The sequence below is a fragment of the Dethiosulfatibacter sp. genome, assembly GCF_983023055.1.
Genome location: NZ_CEZJXU010000004.1, coordinates 1 through 22,572, shown reverse-complemented (window position 1 = coordinate 22,572; position 22,572 = coordinate 1). Strand labels below are relative to the sequence as shown.

The window sequence follows — 22,572 nt, the reverse complement described above, 5'->3', positions numbered from 1 at the left end:
CACTTAAGCTAATCCAGTCCCTGACTAAAACAATAACTACTGATCCGAAATATCTGGAGCTGGCGGTACAGGAGATTAAGATAAAGGGAATGACTGATCTTTCAAGCTTGAGGATATTGATTGCCTAGGTGCTTTGTCTATGACTCGAAAAAGAAAGACTGTCTCAAATGAGACAGTCTAATTTTATATGCTTTTTCAGTTCTTTAAGTTTTTCCATATCCATTTCTTCCGTACCTGTCAGTGGATAGCCCATACCAAGCTCTTCATATTTCATTTCGCCCAAGCTGTGGTAGGGAAGGAGTTCAAGTTTTTCAACCCTGTCAAGTGGATATGTCCGTGCTTCTTTTTCCAGGCTTTTCATATGTTCTATATCGTCGGTCAGACCAGGCACTACTACGTGCTTAAGCCAGATTTTTGACTTTGCTTTTTCCAGAAGTTCTTTGAAATTCTTATGTCTGTCAATTTCAAGGCCTGTGATTTTTTTGTACATATCTCTTTTTTCGTGTTTGATGTCAAGAATCACAAGGTCTGTAGAGTCAAGAAGTTCAGAAATCACACTGTCCTTGCACGTATAATACCCCGACGTGTCAAGGGCTGTATGAAGCCCGTTTTCTTTTGCCAGCTTTATGACTTTTAGCAGTTCTTCAGCCTGTATAAGTGGCTCGCCTCCCGAGAAGGTGATACCACCATTATTTCTAAAATAAGGTTTATATCTCAACGCTCTCTCGATTATCTCATGAGTTGAATAATCACTTCCCCCCGATAATTCCCAAGTATCTGGATTGTGACAGTAAAGACATCTTAGAGGACATCCCTGTAGAAAGAAGATTACTCTTATTCCAGGTCCATCCAATGCTCCCATTGTTTCAACTGAATGAATTTTTATCATAAAATACTCCTGTTTACCTAACTACATTTTTTTGTGGAAGGTTCTGTTGATTACATCCATCTGCTGCTCTTTAGTCAGCTTGTTGAATTTAACTGCATATCCTGAAACCCTGATTGTAAGGTTTGGATATTTGTCTGGATTGTCATATGCATCCAGAAGAAGTTCTTTTCTTAATACATTGACATTGAGATGGTGTCCCTTCTGGCTGAAGTATCCGTCCATAATTGTTGCCAGGTTGTCTATTCTGTGTCTGTCTAGCTTTCCTATTGCTTCTGGAATAACAGTGAAGGTGTTTGAAATTCCATCTTCACAGATATTATTATACTGAAGTTTTGCAACTGAGTTCAGTGATGCCAGTGCTCCTGTTGAGTCCCTTCCGTGCATTGGATTTGCTCCTGGTGCAAATGGTGCTCCAGACTTTCTTCCGTCTGGAGTTGTTCCTGTTTTCTTTCCGTAAACCACATTTGAAGTGATTGTAAGCACTGAAAGGGTATGTTTTGCATTTCTGTATGCCTTGTGTTTTCTCAACTCGTTTGTAAAGAATGAAAGTATTTCATTTCCAAGGTAGTCCACCTCGTCAATGTCATTTCCATAGGCTGGATATTCTCCATTTATTTCAAAGTCTGTAGTAAGTCCATGTTCCTTAACAACTTTAACTTCAGCGTGCTTCACTGCACTGAAGGAGTCCATTACTATTGAAAGACCTGCAACACCAAAGGCCATGTATCTTCCCACTATTCCATCATGAAGAGCCATTTGGCCCGATTCGTAGGCGTATTTGTCATGCATGAAGTGGATTGAGTTCATTGTATTGACATAAAGTTCTGCAACTTTTGACAAAACTATTTTGTAGTTATCCATTAGCTGGTCGAAATCAAGGATTTCTGAATCTATTTTATCTATTCCTTCAATTATCATTTCACCTGAGAGTTCATCTACTCCGCCGTTGATTGCGAAGAGAAGTGCTTTCGCAAGGTTGCATCTCGCTCCGAAGAACTGCATTTCCTTACCTACTCTCATGGCAGATATGCAGCAAGCTATGGCATAGTCATCTCCATGCATTGGTCTCATTATATCATCATTCTCATATTGTATTGATGAGGTTTCTATTGACATTCTTGAGCAGTATTTCTTAAAGGATTGTGGAAGCTTTTCTGACCACAGTACAGTCATGTTTGGCTCTGGTGCAGCAGACAGGTTTGTAAGAGTGTGGAGGAAACGGTATGTTGTCTTTGTAACTAGTGTTCTTCCATCTTCTCCTGTTCCACCAAGAACTTCTGTAATCCAGTTTGGATCTCCTGCGAAAAGTTCATCATATTCTGGAGTCCTTAGATGTCTTATTATTCTCAACTTTATTACAAACTGGTCTATAAGCTCCTGTGCATGTATTTCGTCTATTAGCCCTTTTTCAATGTCTTTTTCGATGTAGATGTCTAAAAAGCTGCTTGTTCTTCCAAGGGACATTGCAGCTCCATTGCTTTCTTTTACGCCTGCAAGATATCCAAAATACAAAAACTGTACGGCTTCCTGTGCATCTATTGCAGGAATGGATATGTCGATTCCATATGCAGAGGCCATTGTTTTCATCTTTTTAAGAGCCTTTATTTGATCTGATATTTCTTCTCTGTTTCTCAGTGAATCCTCTGTGAAAGGAAAGGACATGTTCTTAAGGTAGTCTTTCTTTTCTTCTATGAGGTAGTCTATTCCATAAAGGGCTATTCTTCTGTAGTCGCCGATTATCCTTCCTCGTCCATATGCATCGGGAAGTCCAGTCATAAGTCCTGCAGATCTTGCCTTTTTTATTTCATCGTTGTATACGTCAAATACGCCTTCGTTGTGGGACTTTCTGTATTTTTTAAAGTCTGTCAGTATGTCTTCCGGAATATCAAGGTTGTATACCTTTATTGCTCCTTCAACCATTCTTACTCCACCGTAAGGGTTTATTAGTCTCTTGAGTGGTCCGTCGGACTGAAGACCAACTATTGTCTCGTTGTCCTTGTCAATGTATCCTGCACCAGCACAGTCTATGCTTGCAAGAGCATCTGTATAGATATCGTAGATTCCTCTTTTTTGCTCTTCTTCAAGGAGTGCTTCAACTTTGGTGAAGAGTTTAGCAGTTCTTTCGGATTTTTCTACGAGAAAGCTTTCGTCTCCTGTGTATGGACTGTAGTTTTTCTGTATGAAGTCTCTTACATTTATTTCCTCTGCCCATATACCTTTTTCAAATTCATTCCATTTCTTAAACATTTTGACCTCCATTGTATCCGGACAAAAAATACAAAAACCGTCCGGACATTTAGCCCAGACGGTCGGCATTACACAATTTTCACACTCCCTTGCGGTTAATTCCGCAATTCCGTCAGTCATGTGAATTCTTAAGATGAATATATACTACATTATGGGATTTGTCAACAGTTGATTTCGCAATAACCGATTGATATTGCAAAATTCACGATAATATTTCGTGAATTGGTTTAGCTATTTTGTATTGGTCAGTACTTTGGATTTATTATTATCTTTTCCAATTTTGCTATTTGAAGAAAGAAAGTTGATATATCCCGCAAATATAATTAGTCCTGCGCCTGCAATGAATGAAAGGGTCAATGACTCTCCATAGAATAAAAATCCCCATAAGGCCGAGAAAACAATGTTCAGGTATGTGTATATCGAAAGCTGAGAAGCAGGGGCATATCTGTATGCATTTGTCATGGCGAGCTGTCCTGCAAGGGCCATTATACCGATAAGGCAAAGCTGTAGAAATTCAATGCCAGTGGGCATTATAAAATTACTGAGCATCATTGGCAGTGACACCAATGATGAGCTTAGACAGAAATAGAAAACTATTGATGAAGGGCTGTCTGTTAGTCTCATCTGCCTTATCATTGTATATGCACTACCAGCACAAAATGCACCTGTTATTCCAAGAATGGCTGGAATGATTGGTATGTTGAGCTTTGGATTCAGAAGTACAAATAATCCTGCGAGTGCTACGAATACTGCTATAATCTGCGAAGATTTAATCTTCTCTTTCAGGAATATTCCGCTCAATATTATGACGAAAAACGGCGAAAGCTTGTTTAAAGCCATTGCTTCCGAAAGGTGGAGGTGTGATACTGAATTGTAAAAGAAGAACACTCCCAGAATTCCGAAGGCACTTCGCCCAAACATGAGTTTTTTATTGTTTACCTTTAATATGTCTTTGTTTTTTATGAGGCTGAAGGACAGGAATATTAGTCCTATGAAATTTCTGAAGAACACTTTTTCTGCCAAGGGGAATTCATTTACAGACTTTACAGCCGTAGCCATAAGTGAGAAAAATAATGATGATGATATAATAAGGATAACCCCTAGATTTTTACTGTTTTTAATTTTATTCATAATACGCTCTCTTGATTCATATTGTATTTCAAAAGATTGATGTTGTAGCTGTTTTTTTGTCTATTGAGAATCGTTATCTTTTGATTTATTCACACCAATAATACCATAGGGAGAAGGGTTTGTCTATAAGTAGAGAGCTTAAATACTAGATATGTTCATGTTAAACGTTTTCAGGCTATATACAAATTTATAAATGAGTTATAAGTATATATAAAAGAAACAGTTGCTCGAAATTTTGGGTTTCGGCTGCTGCTTCTTTTGATTAGTTAAAATATTCAATTGCATTTTCGTAGGCGTTTTTATCGGATAGGTTGAATTCCATAAATGAAAGGTTTCTGGTTTCATAGCCACGGTGTCCGATATAGTATTCTTCCAGATCATCAGTCCATTCCCCAAGATCCATGTCTTTTAGCCTAAGTATTTCAGAAGATGCATCAGAGGATAGGCGATAAAGGAGATAGCTCATATCAATGTCGTCTGTTTCAATATATCTATCTATATTTCTTGAAGCTATATAGCTGTCGATATTTACGGTGTTTAGCATCAGAAAAACAAATAGAACTGAAAGAAGTCCGTATCTTACGAATCCAAAGTTTTTGTTCCAAATTTCATACATTAGCATCAAGTTGAGACCGGCTTCAGTAAAAAGGATGATGTATACAAGAAATCTCAGTCTAGTATATCCGTAGGTGTTCTCATAGAGGTTCATCCGTGAATAGGAGGAGCAAACCACTATTATTGTAAATATACTTAGTGATGTAAGCAATATCTTTAAAGTTCTAGTGTTCTTGAGTTTTGATATATGGCTGCTTAGAATGATGGTTATTGAAAAATTAATTATTGAAAGAATCATCATTTGGAAGAAGCCACTTCTTGCATATTCTGCATAGGTTATGTTTTCAGGAAGAAAATCAGTTCCGCCTAATATGATGTATTTTATCTGAATGTATGAAAAGAGAAGGAAGAGCAGATTTATTACTATTAAGAATACTGTAAGGGGAATGGTGCTGTCAAAGGTCGAATTTGATTCTACAATCGATCCAGGTGAAGGAAGTTCACTATTCAATGATTTTTTCTTTGCTTTGTGAAGAACAGTTCTAAGGAATCCATACATGTATCCAGATACAATAAAGATAATGAAAAGATGAGAAAGCAGTCTTTTAAATTCAATTCCAGTAGACAGATTTTTGGTTAGGTTAAGCACAATCTCGTTAAATATCATGTCCGCACTTGCCATGAGAGGTATTATAACTGCCATTGCAATAATACTGAGGAAAAGACCTGCTATTATTCCATAAGTCTTTGATTTATCCTTTACATTTATTGTAGAGGATGTAATTTTGAATGTCTTTTCAACTATGAAAATAAATCCACCAAGTGACATTATGAATCTTTCCAATGCAATGAGAGGAAGCTTTTTCTCTGAATCAAAAGCCTTCACGCTAAGAGCTGGCAGTACTGCAATGAGAACTGGTATTGCAAGGAAGTTCAGTATGTTTATTACTGATGAGAGGCTGAATCTGACAAATGATGATGCTATGTACATGATTACAACCGAGAATGCCATGAACCTCACAAAGGAAAATGATTCATCATTTCTAATGAAAAGGTAGATTCCACCAAGAAAGAATAGTGCATATAGTGGATAGTTGAGACCTATATTATTATCGTAGAAGAGTAAGTCGAAAATCATTCCAAGTCCTATGGAATATATGAACATCAAATTTGATTTTAAGTTTTTTTTTTCGTTTAGTTTAATTGCTGTATCCATTGTTATTGATCCTCCCTGCTGAATTCAAGTATGTCGCCTGGTTGACAGTCAAGCTCCCTGCATATTGCTTCAAGTGTAGAGAAGCGAATTGCTTTTGCCTTGTTGTTTTTAAGTATTGAAAGGTTTGCATTTGTTATTCCAACTTTTCCGGCAAGATCTGATAGACCTATTTTCCTCATAGCCATTACGACATCAAGGTTTACTATTATTTTCATGGCGGCCTCCTATATTGTGAGGTCGTTTTCTTCTTTGTATATGATTGCCTGGTTGAAAAGATCTGCAAGTACTATGCAAAAGATTCCGGCAATAAAGAAGATAAAGACCGCGATTATTGTCATGAATGAATTGAGAAAGAATATTTTTGTAAAATATGCTCCTCCGACGATGAAAGCATAGACTCCCATCCTTCTCAGTGCTGTTACGTTTTTTCTTATGAAGGGATTTGCTTCTTCCATAGTTGAAAAGAGATTTCTCAGTGTATCCAATATTAGTACTGCGAGGATTCCAGTTATGTAAAGAATGACGACAAGTCCGTAGTAGAGAACTTTGTTGTAAAAGATTGATTCAATCCAGATTAGATAAAAGCCTAGGATTTTTGGCAATCCAAACAGAACTATAATAGCAGCTCCCTCCAGTAACAATAAAAAGAATTTCATAAATGTTGCAAGTGATTTTTTTCCAGAATATTTCATAGGGCCTCCTAGTTTTATACCACAACTTTAGTTGAGTAATAAAACATCCTTTAATGTATTGATTTTCTGTTTCTTCAGCTTCAGTTTAACACGACAATAATCAAAAAGCAATAAATTTTTATCGAAAAACAATAAATAAGCATCGAAAATCGGTGAAAAGTGAGAAGGCGGATGAGTATGATGAAAATGGATGATATGGACATAGTAAAGGCAGGCTGATATCAGCCTGCCAAATTATTTCATATGAAAATTAATTATGTAAAATTCATTGAAGTGTTGATGTTTTCTAATTGAGGTAAATTCTCTATTGTGGAGTGAATAGGTATTACAACAGTTCACCTGTCCATTTCTTAATGGCAGTTCTAACTGACCTTGCCATTTCCTTGCTGAATTCGGCACCTGATTTCTTTGCGTAAAACATCTGTGCATAGTTGTCAGCGTCGTATTTGTTTGACTTTACATAGAACTGTGCTCTTTCTTCAAACATTTCATCAAGTTCCTCTTCTGTTAGATGTCTGTACTTTTCTTCGAATACCACAAACTTCTTGTCGAAGCGGTTTCTGTGAACCCTGTTGTAGTCGTCTTCGTAATATCCAAGACAAAGCATTGTAATAGGGAAGGTCCAGTCTGAAAGTCCAAGAAGGTTTCTGTGTAACTCATAGTTTTCAATGATGTCTCCTATATAGCATGATCCTATTCCAAGAGATTCAGCAGCAAGCACAGCATTTTGTGCAGCTATGAGGGCATCCTCGCAGGCAATCATCAAGTCCGACTCTTGTGGAGCTTCGAAATCTATTCCAACCTTTTCGGAATATTCCTTTACATTTTCCTTAATATAGTAGTCGAACCATTTTTGTTGGTCCGCGAGAAATATGAGAATTACGGGAGCCTTGGCAATGAAAGGTTGATTATCGCAAGACTTGCTCAGCAATTCCTTTGTTTCCTGGTCCTTGATTACCAGAATTGAATAAAGCATCATGTTCCCGGCAGTAGGAGCTTGCATGGCGCTATCGATTATCATATCAAGATCTTCTTTCGAAATGTCCATGTCTTTATAACTCCTTAAAGAGACTCTGTCCTTTATGGCTTTAATAACATCATTCATATTCAGTACTCCTTTCCTTTGGTTTTTTCTTTATTATAACAGATTTTTGGGAAATTATGAAATCGTATTCATATTAGGGAGCTGTTTTCAAACTGAGAAATACTTGAATATTATCTTGTTTTTATGTGTTGACATTGAATTAAGGAGATGTTATATTAACTACTTACTTAACTAACTAAATAAAATTATTGGGTTTTGAACCCTTGGAATTATAAAGGAGATTTTATGGCAGACAAATTTAAAATGCCGGGATATTTAATCTGTTCGATAGACCATGCATTTCAAATGAAAAGAAATGAAAAGCTTTTAAAATATGGAATAACATCATCGCAAAACAAGGTTCTTAGATGTTTGTGGGAAGAAGACGGACTTTCCCAGTCAGACATATTGAGACAGTTAAGTGTGAGGGCACCGTCACTTACAAAGCTCATCGAGCAGCTTGAAAAAAAAGGAATGATTGATAGAAAAATCTGTGCGGAAGATGGAAGAGCCAAGATGGTTTATCTAACTGAAAGCGGGAGAAACTTAAAGGGAAAATCCTTGGAAGTTGTATATTATCTGGAGGATAAACTTTTCAATGATTTTGATGAAGATGAAAAAAAGAATACAATAGATTATCTAACAAGAATGTTTGATAATATTAAAGAAGGTGTTTAGATGAATAAAAAATTAAATAAAATGGAAACAATGCCTGTTAAAAAGCTGGTGTTGTCAATGTCGATACCGGCAATTATATCAATGGTTATTCAGGCTCTTTATAATGTAGTGGACAGTATTTATGTATCAAGGATAGGAGAGGATGCACTTACTGCAGTATCTTTGGCATTTCCTCTTCAACTTGTAATCATAGCTCTTGCCATGGGAACAAGCGCTGGAATAACATCTCTCATATCGAGAAGACTGGGAGAACACGACAATCCTTCAGCCACAAGAGCTGCTAACCATGGATTTGTCATAAATATCGTGTATTCCATAGCAGTATTGATTTTTGGATTGTTTTTCGCAAGGAATACAGTATCGGTATTTACAGACGATGCTAATCTAATCAATCTTACAACTCAGTATATAAGCATAGTTATGGTATTTTCCTTCGGCAGGTTCATAGCCCAGGCGGGTATGAGTACTCTCCAGGCAACAGGAGACATGATGCATCCCATGAAGGCAATGCTTGTTGGTGCCATATCAAACATCATCCTTGATCCTATATTCATTTTCGGCTATTTTGGTGTGCCGGCAATGGGAATAAGGGGAGCGGCAATAGCAACTGTTACAGGACAGATTCTTAGTTTCATATATATAGTACTTGTAATAAGGAACGGAAGGCATGCAGTTGAAATAGATCTAATGCGTTTTAAGCCAGACAGAAAGATTCTAAAAGACATTTATGTTGTTGCATTGCCTGCAATAATTATGCAATCCCTTGGTTCTGTAATGGTATCGGGACTTAATCTTATTCTTATAGGATTCAGTTCAACTGCTGTTGCGGTACTTGGAGTATATTACAAACTCCAGTCACTTATAATTATGCCTGTATTCGGACTTACACAGGGATACATGCCTATAATGGGTTACAACTATGGTGCAAAAAACAAGGACAGAATGGTGGAAAGCTTGAAAGTCACTGTAAAATTTGCATTCATGATAATGGTAATAGGAACAGCAGTTATGAACCTGTTTCCAAAACAGCTCCTTTCGTTGTTTGATGCTTCTCCAGAAATGGTGAGAGTTGGTACAATGGCTCTTAAGAGAATGTCCATCTGTCTTCCAATGGCGGCAGTGGGAATAACATTCTCAATTACCTTCCAATCCTTAGGAAAGGGATATATTAGTCTAATTGCATCTTTTGCAAGACAGATGGTCTTCTTGCTTCCTTTTGCATGGCTTCTTGCTAGATTTGGAGGACTTGATTATGTATGGTATGCATTCATAATGGCTGAGGTATTGTCAATAATGATAATTGGACCTTGGCTTATAACGGATTTAAGAAAAATATTCAAAGGCTGGGAAAAGGAAAAGAATATGCCAACTAATATTGTAGACAAGGCTCTGGCATCAGCGAAAGACAAATAAAGAATCAACCATATAATGATTCTATAATATAGATAAGGCCGGGAAGTATTCCTGGATAGACTTTTATTTATCCATGGTCTGATATTTTTTAACGGCTTTGACTTTTATTAATAATGTAGATTTGATGATTATGTGTTAAAATAGGTAGTGTTACAACAGCAATAGATTTGGAGAATAAATTGAACTATATAGAATATTTACAAAAAGAAAAGAATATGTATCTCAACGACCAGCAGCTGTCGGCGGTTTTGCACGACAGAGGGCCTGGTCTTGTTCTGTCTACGGCAGGTTCTGGAAAGACTACAGTAATAACTGCAAGGACTGGCAAGCTTATCTATGACAGAAGCCTTGACAAGGAAAGAATACTCACCATAACCTTTTCAAAGCTTGCTGCAATAGAGATGGAGGAGCGGTTCAAAAGATTCTTCCCAGATGCTCCAATGGGAACGGCATACTTTTCCACAATACATTCCTTTGCTTATAGGATAGTAAGGGACTATTTCAACAAAACTGGAAAAAACCTTGAACTTCTCAATTCGAATTTTGAAATGCTCAAAGGAATAATGATGAAGACTTATTCCGAAAACAATATCTTCAATATAGGTACAGATGAAATAGAAAACCTTTCAAGCAAGATAAGCTATGTGAAAAACATGAGAATTGAAAAGAGTGAATTTTCAAGCCTTGGTTTTAATATCAAGGATTTCGAAAAGCTTTTTACTGAATATGAAAACAAGAAACGTGAAAAGAACATGATTGACTTTGATGATATGCTCAGCTATTGTGAGAAACTTCTTAGTCATTATAAGGCAACTGCGGATAAGTTCAAGTCTTACTACAAGTATATACAGGTTGATGAAGCACAGGACCTTTCAATAATACAGAGAGACATAATTAACCTTGTATCAAACGGCAATCTTTTCATGGTGGGAGACGACGACCAGTCAATCTACTCCTTCAGGGGAAGTAATCCAAAGATACTCCTTGAATTCAAGGATATCTATAAGGAAGGACAGATTTACCATTTGGACAAGAACTATCGATGCGACGGTTATATAGTTGACAGGGTAGGTCGCTTCATAGAGAAAAACAATAAAAGATATGAAAAGAATATAAGGGCTGACAGGGAAAAGGATAGAGATATTACAGTGAAGTCATTTTCTACAAGGCGTCAGCAGACTGATTATATAATTAAAAAAATAAGAGAAAATCCTGAAATGGAGACAGCAATACTTTACCGGTATAATATATCCTCAATCCTGATTGCAGAAGCGTTGAGAAATGAAACTACAAGATTCTATATTAAGGAAGACAGGAACAAGTATTTCAACTCAAAGGTGCTAAAGGATATAATTAGCTTTTTCAGCCTTTCGGTGAATCCAAGGGATAGGGAGTCGTTTTCAAATATTTACTACAAGGGCAAGACCTATTTCACAAGGGAAATGAATCAATTTGTGGCAAGTGGTCAGGGTACTGTTTTCGATGATTTGTCCAGGTACCCCCACCTTGATAAGCTTAAGAGAATCAATATAAAGAACTTCAAGTGGGACCTGGGTCATATATCAAAGGAGAGTCCCGAGGCAGCCCTTGATTATATACGCTTCGACATGGGATATGAGGATTACCTCAATAGACTTGAAAAGGACGGAAGGATATCCTATTCATCAATGTTTCTTGACCTTGAAATAACCAAGGAAATATGCAGAAACTCAAACACGGTATTCGAGTTTATGGAAAACGTAGAATATCTCAAAGATCTTCTTAGAAATGCAAAGAAAGACAATGATGCCAATGTAACACTGTCTTCCATACACAGTACCAAGGGTCTTGAATTTGACAGAGTCTTTCTCATAGACAACAACTTCGGCGAGTTTCCACTGGAGAAGAGGAATCAGTCGAAGGAAGAATATGACGAATATCTGGAAGAGGAAAGAAGGGTGTTTTATGTTGGAATGACAAGAGCCAGAAATAACCTGGAAATACTCCATTCTGAGCTTCCTTCAATGTTCATAAGTGAAATAATAAGGGATAAGGGAAGTGAAATAATAAGAGGACTTAAAAAGGGAATGACTGTGAAACATAAGAAGCTTGGCAAGGGAACCATAGTGGACATAGATGACGAAACATTGGTGTTCAGAGGTAAAAGAAAGAAGAACCATACACTTTCAATGGACTTGCTTCTAGAGAAAAACCTTATAGAAATAGTAGAGGAGAATTGAAATGGATTTATTGAAATTGCAAAACGGATCGGATATAAGGGGAGTTGCTCTTGAAGGCGTTGAGGGAGAAAGTTTAAACCTTACAGCTATCAGCGTGTGGAAAATAGCGGCATCCTTTTCTGAAATACTTTCTAAAAGACTTGGAAAAAAGGTGAAGATTTCCCTAGGAAGAGACAGCAGAATATCGGGTAAAGAGCTTCTTGAAGCTGCAGCGGCGGGAATATCCCGTAGTGGATGTACCTCGGTGGATTTTGGAATAGCAACTACACCAGCCATGTTCATGTCAATTATGGATGAAGAACTGGATGTAGACGGAGCAATAATGGTGACAGCAAGCCACCTTCCCTTCAATAGAAATGGAATGAAGTTTTTCATGAAGGAAGGGGGAGCTGACAAGAAGCTCATCAGGGAAATTCTAGAGAATGCAGAAAAGTATGATTATAGTGATAAATACCAGCTCTACCATCAAAGTGAAAAGATTGATTTCATAGTGAAATATGCAGAAGGTCTCAGGCACTACATTATAGAAAAGACTGGAATGGAAAAACCTCTGTCAGGAACTAAAATAATCGTTGATGCTGGAAACGGTGCAGGCGGATTCTTCGCCGCAGAGTTTCTTGAAAAGCTAGGATCAGATACTAAAGGAAGTCTTTATCTAGATCCTGACGGAATGTTTCCAAACCATGTTCCAAATCCGGAAGACAAGACAGCTCTTGAGATAATCAAGAAGCAGGTTGTTGATGTTAAGGCTGACCTTGGAATAATCTTCGACACTGATGTCGACAGGTCGGCAATAATAGATTCAGAGGGAAATGCTGTAAACAGGAACAGACTCATAGCATTGATTTCAGCGATACTCCTCAAGGAACATCCTGGATCATACATAGTGACTGACTCGGTAACTTCAAAGGGACTTAAGAATTTTATTGATGAAAAGGGCGGTGTCCACCACAGGTTCCAGAGGGGATATAAGAATGTCATCAATGAATCAATAAGACTCAATGAAGAGGGACATGAAAGCCATATAGGAATAGAAACGAGTGGTCACGGAGCATTGAAGGAAAATTATTTTCTTGACGACGGAGCTTTCCTTGTTGTAAAGATTCTCACAGAATATGCTAACATGAAGAAAAAGGGCAGTGACATTTTCGATCTTATAAAGGATTACGAAGACCCGGCAGAAGAGAAGGAAATAAGGATAAAAATTGCTAAGGAAGACTTCCAGGAATATGGAAAGGGAATAATTCGGAACATTGAAGAAAAATCAGCTGAAATTGAAGGCTGGACAGTTGAAAAGCCAAATTATGAAGGTGTAAGGATTAACTGCGATATGAATAATGGAAACGGATGGTTCCTCCTTAGGATGTCGCTTCACGACCCTGTACTTCCGTTAAATATCGAGTCGGATTCCATTGGAGGCTGCAGCATAATAGAGAAAAAGCTTTTCGAGCTCCTTGGAGAATATAAGGACCTCAAATACTAAAACATTTCCAAAAGGAGAAGCTATGGTATTAGTAATAGGCGGAGCCAACATTGATATTACAGGATATCCCCTTGGCTCAAAACTCATAAGGATGGATTCCAATCCCGGGAGAATCGAATTCAGCCTTGGAGGCGTCGGCAGAAACATTGCAGAAAACATGAGCCTTCTGGACCTTGAGGTTGTATTCCTGGGAGTAGTTGGTGATGATGACAATGGCAGTAGAATAATCAGGGAATCCCAGAAGACTGGCATAGATATGTCGCGTGTAAGGATCACAGATAAAATGGATACTTCGGTCTATATGTGCATCCTTGATGAAAATAGGGACATGGACATTGCTGTGTGTCAGATGGGCATTACGGATCTTATAGACCAGGAATATATAGACAGCATTTACGAAGAGACAAAGGAAGCAGAAATCATAGTTCTTGATGGCAATCTGAAAAGACAGCAGCTGGAATACATACTAGACAAGTACAATGGCAGAAAATTTGTTTTTGATCCGGTGTCCTCAACAAAGGCAATGAATGCTCTTGACCTCATAGGAAGGTTTCATTGTGTGAAGCCCAATGTGATAGAGGCGGAAGCACTAACAGGAATTAAAATAAGTAACAAAAAGGATTTGGACAGTGCCGGAAGGATCTTCCATGAAAAGGGTGTAGATAGTGTATTTATCACCCTAGGAAGTGAAGGCACCTATTATTCAAGGGGTAACAAATCGGGAATACTGGAAATAAAGTCAAGGGACATGGGAAATGCTACAGGTGCTGGAGATGCATATATGGCAGGCCTCGTATACGCCTTGCTGAAGAACATGGACATATTTGAAACAGCAGTTTTTGCATCAAAATGTGCAGAAATGGCAGTATCGGTGGAAGAAACAATAAACAGAAATATTTCGTTAAAAAAAATAACTCAGGAGTTAATTGATGATAAGAATAAGTAATATTAAACTAAACCCGCTACAAAATGAAAAATCCCTGGAAAAGAAAATATGCAAGCTTTTAAATATAAAAGAATACGGCATTATTTCATGGGAAATCCACAAGAAGTCTATAGATGCTAGAAGATCTGACGGCATATTTGTCATATATTCGGTAAATGTGACAGTAAAAGACGAAACCAAGATAATGAAGGGTAAAAAGAACAAGAACATTCAAATTGTAGGTAAAAAATCCTATGATTTTGAATGTGAATATTCAGGTGATAAAAGACCGGTAATAGTGGGAGCAGGACCTGCAGGTCTCTTTTGTGCTCAGCTGCTTTGCCAGAACGGTGTAAAGCCTTTGATAATCGAGAGAGGAAAGAAGGTTGAAGATAGAATAGGAGACATAGATAAGTTTTGGAAAGAAGGACAACTTGATACTGAGTCAAATGTTCAGTTTGGAGAAGGCGGAGCTGGAACATTTTCAGATGGTAAGCTCAACACTCTCATTAAGGATAGAGGAAACAGAGGAAGAAAAGTACTTGAAGAAATGGTCAAGGCCGGAGCTCCTGAAGAGATAATGTACTACAATAAGCCCCATGTCGGTACTGACAGGTTGAGACAGGTGGTAGTAAATATTAGAAAAGAGATAGAAAAAGCGGGAGGAGAATTCCTCTTCTCTGAAAAGGTAACGGATATTGAATTTGAAGATGGGGCAGTGAAAACTGTAATTACTGACAAAAGCAGGTATGAGTCTGATATGGTTGTTCTTGCTGTAGGACATTCTTCAAGGGATACCCTTGAAATGCTCAGTGGGAAGATAGAGTTAACACCTAAGCCGTTTTCAATAGGATTAAGGATTGAACATCTCCAGAAGGATATAGACATGAGCCAGTATGGAGTAGACAGGGTGGAAAACAACCTTCCTGCAGCAGACTACAAGCTTGTACATCATTGCAAAGGAGGAAGGCATGTTTATTCATTCTGCGTGTGTCCTGGAGGAGTGGTTACAGGTTCTTCGTCTGAAGATGGAGGAGTTGTGACAAATGGAATGAGTTACTATGCCAGAGATCTTGAAAATGCCAACTCTGCAATTCTTGTGGGAATAACACCTGAGGACTTCGGTTCTGATGATCCACTGGCTGGAATGCATTTGCAAAGGGAACTCGAAAGAAAGGCTTTTGAGGCTGGAGGAAGCAATTACAAAGCTCCTGTACAGCTTTTTGGAGACCTCAAAAACAATAAACTGAGTACAGAATTCGGAAAAATAAAACCTTCTTACGAGCCTGGAACAAAGTTTGCCAATCTAAGAGAAATATTGCCTGAATATATAGTGGATTCAATTATTGAAGGAATAGATGCATTTGGAGCTAAGATAAAGTGTTTCAATAGTGACGATGCAGTGTTGACAGGTGTAGAAACAAGAAGCTCCTCTCCAGTAAGAATGGTAAGAGACGACAATATGGAAGGAAGTGTTAAGGGCGTATTTCCAATAGGGGAAGGTTCTGGATACACTGGAGGAATAATGTCCTCCGCAATGGATGGAGTAAAGGCTGCTGAAATGATTTTGGAGAAGTTGCAAAAGTAAAATAACTAATTCTAAAAAAAAATCAAATTAGTTGAGAAAAGACTTGAAGAAAGGTTTAAAATCAAATAAAATACATGAATATGTATAGTAATTAACATAGTCAATAAAATAATATTTAAATAAATATGAGGTGAAAGAATGAATCAGAATCAAACTTCAATTAACGCATTGAGAATGTTGGGTGTGGACATGATCAACAAGGCAAACAGTGGACATCCTGGAATCGTACTGGGAGCGGCTCCAATGATGTACTCTCTGTATTCGGAACATTTGGCATATAATCCGATAGAGCCTAAGTGGTTCAACAGGGATAGATTCATAATGGCGGCAGGTCATGGATCAGGATTGCTTTATTCGATGCTCCACTTGACTGGACATAACCTTTCAATGAATGAATTGAAGGACTTCAGACAATGGGGATCAAAGACTCCGGGACATCCTGAGTACAATCATACTGAAGGGGTAGATACTACAAGCGGTCCTTTGGGACAGGGAATAGCAATGGCTACGGGAATGGCAATTGCTGAAATGTACATGGGAAGCAGATTCAATAAGGAAGGATTTTCGGTAGTTGACCATCATACCTTTGCTCTTTGTGGTGACGGAGACCTTCAAGAAGGTGTAACGCAGGAAGCAATAAGTCTTGCAGGACATCTAGGTCTTTCAAAGCTTATAGTACTTTATGATTCAAATGACATTCAGCTTGACGGACCGTTAAACATGGCAAATACTGAAAATACTAAAGCAAAATTCGAGTCTATGAACTGGAGCTATATCCGAGTTGAAGACGGAGAAGATTTTGAAGCAGTATCAAAGGCCATTGATGAAGCTAAGAAGATTACAGACAAGCCTACAATCATAGAAGTTAAGACAGTAATAGGACATGGTTCTCCTGATGCTGGAAGCAGTTCTACACATGGGTCTCCAATAGGAGAAGAAAAAACCGTTATAACAAGGGAAGCACTTGGATGGACTTATGGTCCATTTGATATTCCTCAAACTGTATATGATGATATGAAAGCCAAGAATGAAATTAAAGGTGTTGCAGCTTGTGAATCTTGGGTTAAAATGATTGAAGAATACAAGGCTGCTTATCCTGAAGATGCTAAGTATCTTTTACAGGCAATGAACGGTGAAAGTATTGACATAGACTTTAACAAGGTATACGAAGGATATGAGCCAAAGGCATCAGAGGCTACAAGATCTTCTTCTGGAGCAGTTCTTAAGATGCTTCAGGAAGCAAACCCGCTTTTAATAGGTGGAAGCGCTGACCTTTCAGGTTCTACAAAAGTTAAGGGAATCAACGGAAATTTCTCTGCCAAGACTCCTGAAGGAAGAAATATCAATTATGGAGTAAGGGAACATGCAATGGCTGCAGTAGTTAACGGTCTTGCACTTCATGGACTTAAAGGATTCAGTGGTGGATTCTTCATATTCAGTGACTATATGAGACCTGCAATGAGAATGGCAGCGCTTATGGGAATACCTTCGATATATGCATTTACACATGACTCGGTTGCAGTTGGTGAAGATGGACCTACTCACGAGCCTGTAGAACAGCTTGCAGGACTTAGAGCAGTTCCAAACATGGATGTAATAAGACCGGCTGATGCAAATGAAGTAATGGCTGCATGGCAGCTGGCACTTGAGTCAAAGACAACTCCAACATCATTGGTATTTACAAGACAAAATGTACCGACTCTTGATCAAGCTTCAAGAGAAGGAGTAGCAAAAGGAGGATATGTAATATCTCCTGAAGCTGAAAAAATAGATGTAATTCTTATTGCAACTGGAAGCGAAGTGGCTCTTGCCATTGAATCACAGAAAGAGCTTAAGACAAAAGGAATTGATGCAAGGGTTGTTTCACTTCCATCATTCAAGAGATTTAACGAGCAGTCTTTAGAATATAAGGAATCAGTACTTCCTTTAGCTTCAAGAAAAAGACTTGGAATCGAAATGGGAGCTTCTTTTGGATGGGGACAGTATGTTGGCCTTGAAGGAAAACTCCTTACAGTAGATAAATTCGGTGCAAGTGCACCTGGTGGATTGGTTATTGAAAAATATGGTTTCAACGTTGCAAATGTAGTGAAGATAGTTAAGGAAATGCTTTAAGCAAACCTGACAGATTAAGAAACAGTTTAACAGAAACTGTTGGTTTATAAAAATATATTTAGTTGCGCATAAACTGCATTAAGTGGTTTATGCGTTTTTTTTAAAAATGACGAGGATTTAATGAAAAATTATTTAAATTTTAGAAATAATTTTGAAATATATATAGTTTTACTATACAATAATAAATATATAGTTTTACGATACAATAATAAATATTCAATTTATAACAAAATTTCCATGAAAGGAATGATGTTTTGTCTTACGAACTTAAAGAGGAAGAAAAACTAAAGGATATTGTCGAAAAGCTGCAGAAGGAGCTTGACAAGAAAAATGAAGAGCTTTTTGTTCAGGAAAGGGAAATTGAATCACTTAAGGAAATGCTGAAGCAAGAGAGTTATACGGATAAACTTACGGGATTTTACAACCCCAAGGCATTTGAGAGTATCCTTCAACACAAGAAGAGTAGGTCAGAAAGGACTAGAAAACCTTTTTCCATTCTTCTAATAGACATCAATGATTTCAAAAACATCAATGAAGAATATGGCCATTCAGCAGGTGACGAGGTTCTAAAGAATTTTGCAAGCAGTGTAAAGTCCATATTGAGAGCCGAGGATTCAATAGCCAGATGGGGAGAGGATGAATTCATAGTTCTTCTTTCTGAAACTAATTTTGATGATGCAAGGATTGTTGAGGCAAAGATAGAGTTTTTCATGAAGGATTGGGAAGTGAATCTTTCTGATAATATTATTCATTACTCTTACTGCCTAGGCATATCACAGTATCGCTTTGATGAGTCAGTTGCCAATGTAATAGAAAGGGCAAAGGAAAATCTGAAGGCGGACAAGCATAGATTTGAGAAAAGAAAAAAATAAATCATAAGAGGAGAACACAATGGTAAATATCATAATGTATACAAGCAACACTTGACCTCACTGCGTAACTGCTAAGGAGTTCCTTAGTGAGAGAGGCTACAAATATGTTGAAAAAAATATTAATACAGATCAAGAGGCAAGGAAGGAATTGATGGAGAAGGGTATAATGGGTGTTCCTGCATTCCTTATAGGAAGTGAGACGGTTGTTGGTCTTGACACTCAAAAGATTGATGAGCTTGTTGACTACAGTGTTGGAGAATGTCAAAAATGTGGACAAAAACTTAGAATACCTAAATACAAGGGATCTTCAGATATAAAATGTCCAAAATGCGGCGAGATAGTACAAAAAGCTTCGAAGTAAAAAAATAGTTTATAAATATTATGACCTGTGAAATTTGATTTCACAGGTCATTTCTTTTTGTTATAATGAATTTCCTTCAGCTTTTGATGATAAGCTATTGTTTTTCTTGTCGTAGATTTCAAGAAATCCCATAAATACAGTTGCCATAAGAACAATAATACCTATAATCTTCCATGAATAGCTGAAACTGGTTCTTTGAAGAATTATGCCCATTATCAATGGACCAAGAGAATAGCCGGCACCCATGATCATTGGCAGCACTGAACTCATCCTGCCTCTGTGGGATGCTGGAGTATGGTTCATAATGAATGGCATGACACTTATAGCTTCAAGAATCTCACCGAGTGTAAAGATGACTACTGAAGCGTAGAATGCCAATTTTACGGATATGAATCCCATAATGCCAAATCCAAAAGTAAAGAGAATTCCTGCATAGATGATTCTTCTAATGTTTGTATATTTTTTGAACAGGGCTGTAAGTATGGGGGTGAAGATAACTACTACTGTTGCATTAATTGATCCCAATGTACCGTATAGCTGGTAGCCTACTTCACCGAAATTTTCACTGGCGTGAAGAGGCATCAGGAAGAACCATTGACTATATACAAATCTGTATCCGAAGATGGCAAGGGCAAAGTAAAGAAGTAAGGGTCTTTTTAAAAGTACCTTGTATATTGGTTCGTTGCTGTGTGTCTCAAGGTTAACATCGCCTTTTAATATTGCCTCTTCAGCTTTCATTTTGTTTTCGGCAGGGTTGTAGGTTTCCTTAACGAAAAATGCTATAAGTCCTATAGCAAGGAATGCAGTTGCAGCATCTATTGCAAACATCAGCTTCAGATGGTTTGCGAATAGTCTTCCCGCAAAGAGCATTGCTATTGCAAAACCAAGATTGAATCCTAGATATAAAAGGGAATATGCTCCCTGTCTTTCTTCATCGGTGGAAAGGTCTGCAACCATGGCATCATGGGAAGGTCCTGCAACTCCAAAGAAGAAGCTGGCACTCATGAGTATATATACCATTGTCATTCCTGGTTCAAGGAAAAGACAGATTATGTAACTTGACATTCCCAGTGATTCGAATACTACAAGAATCTTCTTTCTTCCTATTGTATCTGACATCTTGCCTCCTAGAAGGCTTGCAGGAGCATAAACCAGTCCGCAAAGTGCTGAATATAATCCTACTTCAGATTCGCTGAGACCTATCTTGTCCTTTAGTAGCAGTGTCATGAAAGGAAATATAAAGGCTCCCAAAGCGTTTACAAGTCTTGAGATGAATAGTATGTATATTTCCCGTTTAAGCCCCATGTAAGGCTTAAAGATTTCTTTAAATGATTTCATAAATTCCTCCAGTTAACATGCATATTGCATGGTCACCTGTGTATGGCTTCAAAAACGAACAAAGCCATGTCATTGACACGGCTTTTACCTAGATTGAATGATCCTGGCATAAAAAAAGCCGTAAACAATAACCTTGTTTACGGCAGGTATTCTTATATAACAGGCCTATACACAGGTTACTTTACTATTTATTATTGCATTGTATTCAATTCCTACTAGTAATATTTCTCTTTTCAACATGAAAGCAACCTCCTCTAATTATTTTAGTACGTTAAAGTTTTTTTGCTTTAAGTTTAAATTGTACATTTTAATTATAGGGTTATGAAATATGAATGTCAATTTTATTAAAAATTCATAATCATTGTTAAGATATCTTCATATAAATAGAGCGGTATTGCTTGATATAATTAAATGTGAAATGTTTTGATTTGGAGGTGTGTTGATTGAAATTCAGTGTCAAAAGTTCACTAGAGTCTGTGAAGACAAATTATGGAGGGCTTCCAAGAAGTATTTATATATTATTTTTTGCTAAGATAATAAATCGATTGGGAGGATTCGTATATGCCTTCCTTGCACTTTATATGAAAACAAAACTGGGAATGAATGAAGGTGATATAGCGAACTACATATTGATAAACGGTGCGGTTTCCATGATGTCGCCTTTCATAGGAGGATATGTTGCCGACAAGAAGGGGAGAAAGGCTATATTTGTGTCTGTTCAGCTTATGGGATCCATGTTTTTCATTGCATGCGGATTTTATACAAAGACAAGACCGGAAATAATACCTGTACTTCTAATAATGGCATCTGTTCTGTACAATATGGTTGATCCCATAAGCAATGCCATGGTTGCGGATATCACAGAGGATCAGGACCAAAGAAGAAGGTCATATTCATTGCTGTATCTTGGAATAAATATAGGAGTCGCAGTAGGGCCATTGTTGGGAGGATTTCTTCTTGCAAACTATGTACAATGGTTTTTCTTTGGTGATGCAATAACGACAATAATAAGTGTTATACTTGTAGCCTTATTTGTGAATGAAACTATGCTTACCAGTGAAGAAATGGAGAAGGTTGAAGGTGGAGAAAAAATGGAAAGTGGAGTTACGGCTCTCATTTTCATAAAGAAGCCTGTCCTTCTAATGTATACCATATTTGCTATACTAAGTTCCGCCGTATATGCACAGATGGGATTCGGTCTTTCTCTTCATATGGATCATGTATTTGGAGGGGATTACGGGGCGGCATACTACGGCATGCTTATAAGCTTCAATGCAGTTGTGGTCCTTGTATTTACCATAGCATTGACTGAACTTCTTAAAAGATTCAGGCCTGTATACAATGTGGCTATTGCATCATTGCTTAATACAATTGGTTTTGGAATGATTGCCTTTATAGGATCTAGACTTCCTTTGTTCTTTATGTCCGTATTCATATGGACTGTGGCAGAGATAGTAATGGTTACAAACTCAAATGTATTCATAATGGCTCATACTCCAGTAAACTATAGGGGTCGCTTCAGTGCTGTTATAGGTTTTTTGATGGGAGTGGGATTTGTAGTTAGTCCCAGGATTATGAGTTCCATGATGGTAAACTACAGTTATGAAACTGCATGGAAGGGAATAGGAATTATATCGTTTGTAGCATTTTTAGGATTTATGGTTACGGGATATGTGGATAAGAAGATAAATGGATCGGGAAATATGAAAGAAGCATCGAATAAGTCTTTTGACTGACATTTGATGCTTCTTTGTTTTTGTAGAATTTTG

The 22,572-nt window shown here is 37.6% G+C and carries 17 protein-coding genes, 1 pseudogene and 1 riboswitch; of the genes and pseudogenes, 10 read left to right on the top strand and 8 right to left on the bottom strand.

The features are described from left to right. Positions 1-163: 163 nt before the first annotated feature. The 7 genes from pflA to AC3AX0_RS00580 form a co-directional block, all read right to left on the bottom strand. A complete protein-coding gene (gene pflA, locus AC3AX0_RS00610) occupies positions 164-889 on the bottom strand; it encodes a pyruvate formate-lyase-activating protein (RefSeq protein ID WP_487548364.1) in 726 nt (241 codons plus the stop codon). A gap of 21 nt (positions 890-910) precedes the next feature. Then, positions 911-3,136, bottom strand: coding sequence for a formate C-acetyltransferase (pflB, locus tag AC3AX0_RS00605; RefSeq protein WP_487548363.1), 2,226 nt, complete (start codon positions 3,134-3,136; stop codon positions 911-913). Positions 3,137-3,181: 45 nt separating this feature from the next. Then, positions 3,182-3,266: riboswitch (ZMP/ZTP riboswitch) on the bottom strand. A 101-nt stretch (positions 3,267-3,367) separates the two neighbouring features. Then, complete coding sequence (locus AC3AX0_RS00600; RefSeq protein WP_487548362.1) at positions 3,368-4,267, bottom strand: DMT family transporter; 900 nt, start codon at positions 4,265-4,267, stop codon at positions 3,368-3,370. A gap of 262 nt (positions 4,268-4,529) precedes the next feature. Continuing rightward, positions 4,530-6,038, bottom strand: coding sequence for a DUF4153 domain-containing protein (locus AC3AX0_RS00595; RefSeq protein WP_487548361.1), 1,509 nt, complete (start codon positions 6,036-6,038; stop codon positions 4,530-4,532). Positions 6,039-6,040: 2 nt separating this feature from the next. Further along, a complete protein-coding gene (locus AC3AX0_RS00590) occupies positions 6,041-6,253 on the bottom strand; it encodes a helix-turn-helix domain-containing protein (protein WP_487548360.1) in 213 nt (70 codons plus the stop codon). 9 nt (positions 6,254-6,262) lie between these two features. Next, positions 6,263-6,730 carry a DUF2975 domain-containing protein gene (locus AC3AX0_RS00585; RefSeq protein WP_487548359.1) on the bottom strand — a complete coding sequence of 156 codons (468 nt, stop codon included), beginning with the start codon at positions 6,728-6,730 and terminating at the stop codon, positions 6,263-6,265. Positions 6,731-7,055: 325 nt separating this feature from the next. Continuing rightward, positions 7,056-7,835, bottom strand: coding sequence for a nitroreductase family protein (locus AC3AX0_RS00580; RefSeq protein WP_487548358.1), 780 nt, complete (start codon positions 7,833-7,835; stop codon positions 7,056-7,058). A 225-nt stretch (positions 7,836-8,060) separates the two neighbouring features. Here AC3AX0_RS00580 and AC3AX0_RS00575 point away from each other — a divergent pair, with 225 nt between their 5' ends. The 9 genes and pseudogenes from AC3AX0_RS00575 to AC3AX0_RS00535 form a co-directional block, all read left to right on the top strand. Then, a complete protein-coding gene (locus AC3AX0_RS00575) occupies positions 8,061-8,492 on the top strand; it encodes a MarR family winged helix-turn-helix transcriptional regulator (protein WP_487548357.1) in 432 nt (143 codons plus the stop codon). Continuing rightward, a complete protein-coding gene (locus tag AC3AX0_RS00570; RefSeq protein WP_487548356.1) occupies positions 8,493-9,905 on the top strand; it encodes an MATE family efflux transporter in 1,413 nt (470 codons plus the stop codon). It abuts the gene before it with no gap. 179 nt (positions 9,906-10,084) lie between these two features. Next, on the top strand, positions 10,085-12,124 hold the full coding sequence (locus AC3AX0_RS00565) for an ATP-dependent helicase (RefSeq protein ID WP_487548355.1): 2,040 nt from the start codon (positions 10,085-10,087) through the stop codon (positions 12,122-12,124). A gap of 1 nt (position 12,125) precedes the next feature. Further along, complete coding sequence (locus tag AC3AX0_RS00560) at positions 12,126-13,607, top strand: phosphohexomutase domain-containing protein (RefSeq protein WP_487548354.1); 1,482 nt, start codon at positions 12,126-12,128, stop codon at positions 13,605-13,607. A gap of 22 nt (positions 13,608-13,629) precedes the next feature. Then, complete coding sequence (locus AC3AX0_RS00555; protein WP_487548353.1) at positions 13,630-14,553, top strand: carbohydrate kinase family protein; 924 nt, start codon at positions 13,630-13,632, stop codon at positions 14,551-14,553. After that, the gene (locus tag AC3AX0_RS00550; RefSeq protein WP_487548352.1) at positions 14,537-16,120 is read left to right on the top strand and encodes an NAD(P)/FAD-dependent oxidoreductase; all 1,584 of its coding nucleotides are present in this window, start codon (positions 14,537-14,539) and stop codon (positions 16,118-16,120) included. Before AC3AX0_RS00555 ends, AC3AX0_RS00550 begins: the two co-directional genes overlap by 17 nt. 138 nt (positions 16,121-16,258) lie before the next feature. Then, positions 16,259-18,232 (top strand): transketolase, encoded by a 1,974-nt coding sequence (gene tkt, locus AC3AX0_RS00545; protein WP_487548351.1) that lies wholly within the window; start codon positions 16,259-16,261, stop codon positions 18,230-18,232. A 254-nt stretch (positions 18,233-18,486) separates the two neighbouring features. Beyond that, a complete protein-coding gene (locus tag AC3AX0_RS00540) occupies positions 18,487-19,104 on the top strand; it encodes a GGDEF domain-containing protein (protein ID WP_487548350.1) in 618 nt (205 codons plus the stop codon). Between the two features lie 67 nt (positions 19,105-19,171). Then, positions 19,172-19,465, top strand: a pseudogene (locus AC3AX0_RS00535) (glutaredoxin family protein); the annotation flags it as partial. A gap of 60 nt (positions 19,466-19,525) precedes the next feature. On the opposite strand, the gene AC3AX0_RS00530 reads toward AC3AX0_RS00535, so the two are convergent. Further along, on the bottom strand, positions 19,526-20,803 hold the full coding sequence (locus tag AC3AX0_RS00530) for an MFS transporter (RefSeq protein ID WP_487548349.1): 1,278 nt from the start codon (positions 20,801-20,803) through the stop codon (positions 19,526-19,528). A gap of 476 nt (positions 20,804-21,279) precedes the next feature. On the opposite strand from AC3AX0_RS00530, the gene AC3AX0_RS00525 reads away from it, so the two are divergent. After that, entirely contained in the window at positions 21,280-22,539 is a 1,260-nt protein-coding gene (locus AC3AX0_RS00525) for an MFS transporter (RefSeq protein ID WP_487548365.1), read from the top strand. The last annotated feature ends 33 nt before the right edge of the window (positions 22,540-22,572 follow it).

Coding starts and splice junctions, on each gene's coding strand:
- pflA (WP_487548364.1), bottom strand. CDS start 889: ATGATAAAAATTCATTCAGTTGAAACAATGGGAGCATTGGATGGACCT.
- AC3AX0_RS00575 (WP_487548357.1), top strand. CDS start 8,061: ATGGCAGACAAATTTAAAATGCCGGGATATTTAATCTGTTCGATAGAC.
- AC3AX0_RS00600 (WP_487548362.1), bottom strand. CDS start 4,267: ATGAATAAAATTAAAAACAGTAAAAATCTAGGGGTTATCCTTATTATA.
- pflB (WP_487548363.1), bottom strand. CDS start 3,136: ATGTTTAAGAAATGGAATGAATTTGAAAAAGGTATATGGGCAGAGGAA.
- AC3AX0_RS00570 (WP_487548356.1), top strand. CDS start 8,493: ATGAATAAAAAATTAAATAAAATGGAAACAATGCCTGTTAAAAAGCTG.
- AC3AX0_RS00560 (WP_487548354.1), top strand. CDS start 12,126: ATGGATTTATTGAAATTGCAAAACGGATCGGATATAAGGGGAGTTGCT.
- AC3AX0_RS00585 (WP_487548359.1), bottom strand. CDS start 6,730: ATGAAATATTCTGGAAAAAAATCACTTGCAACATTTATGAAATTCTTT.
- AC3AX0_RS00580 (WP_487548358.1), bottom strand. CDS start 7,835: ATGAATGATGTTATTAAAGCCATAAAGGACAGAGTCTCTTTAAGGAGT.
- tkt (WP_487548351.1), top strand. CDS start 16,259: ATGAATCAGAATCAAACTTCAATTAACGCATTGAGAATGTTGGGTGTG.
- AC3AX0_RS00590 (WP_487548360.1), bottom strand. CDS start 6,253: ATGAAAATAATAGTAAACCTTGATGTCGTAATGGCTATGAGGAAAATA.
- AC3AX0_RS00595 (WP_487548361.1), bottom strand. CDS start 6,038: ATGGATACAGCAATTAAACTAAACGAAAAAAAAAACTTAAAATCAAAT.
- AC3AX0_RS00550 (WP_487548352.1), top strand. CDS start 14,537: ATGATAAGAATAAGTAATATTAAACTAAACCCGCTACAAAATGAAAAA.
- AC3AX0_RS00555 (WP_487548353.1), top strand. CDS start 13,630: ATGGTATTAGTAATAGGCGGAGCCAACATTGATATTACAGGATATCCC.
- AC3AX0_RS00530 (WP_487548349.1), bottom strand. CDS start 20,803: ATGAAATCATTTAAAGAAATCTTTAAGCCTTACATGGGGCTTAAACGG.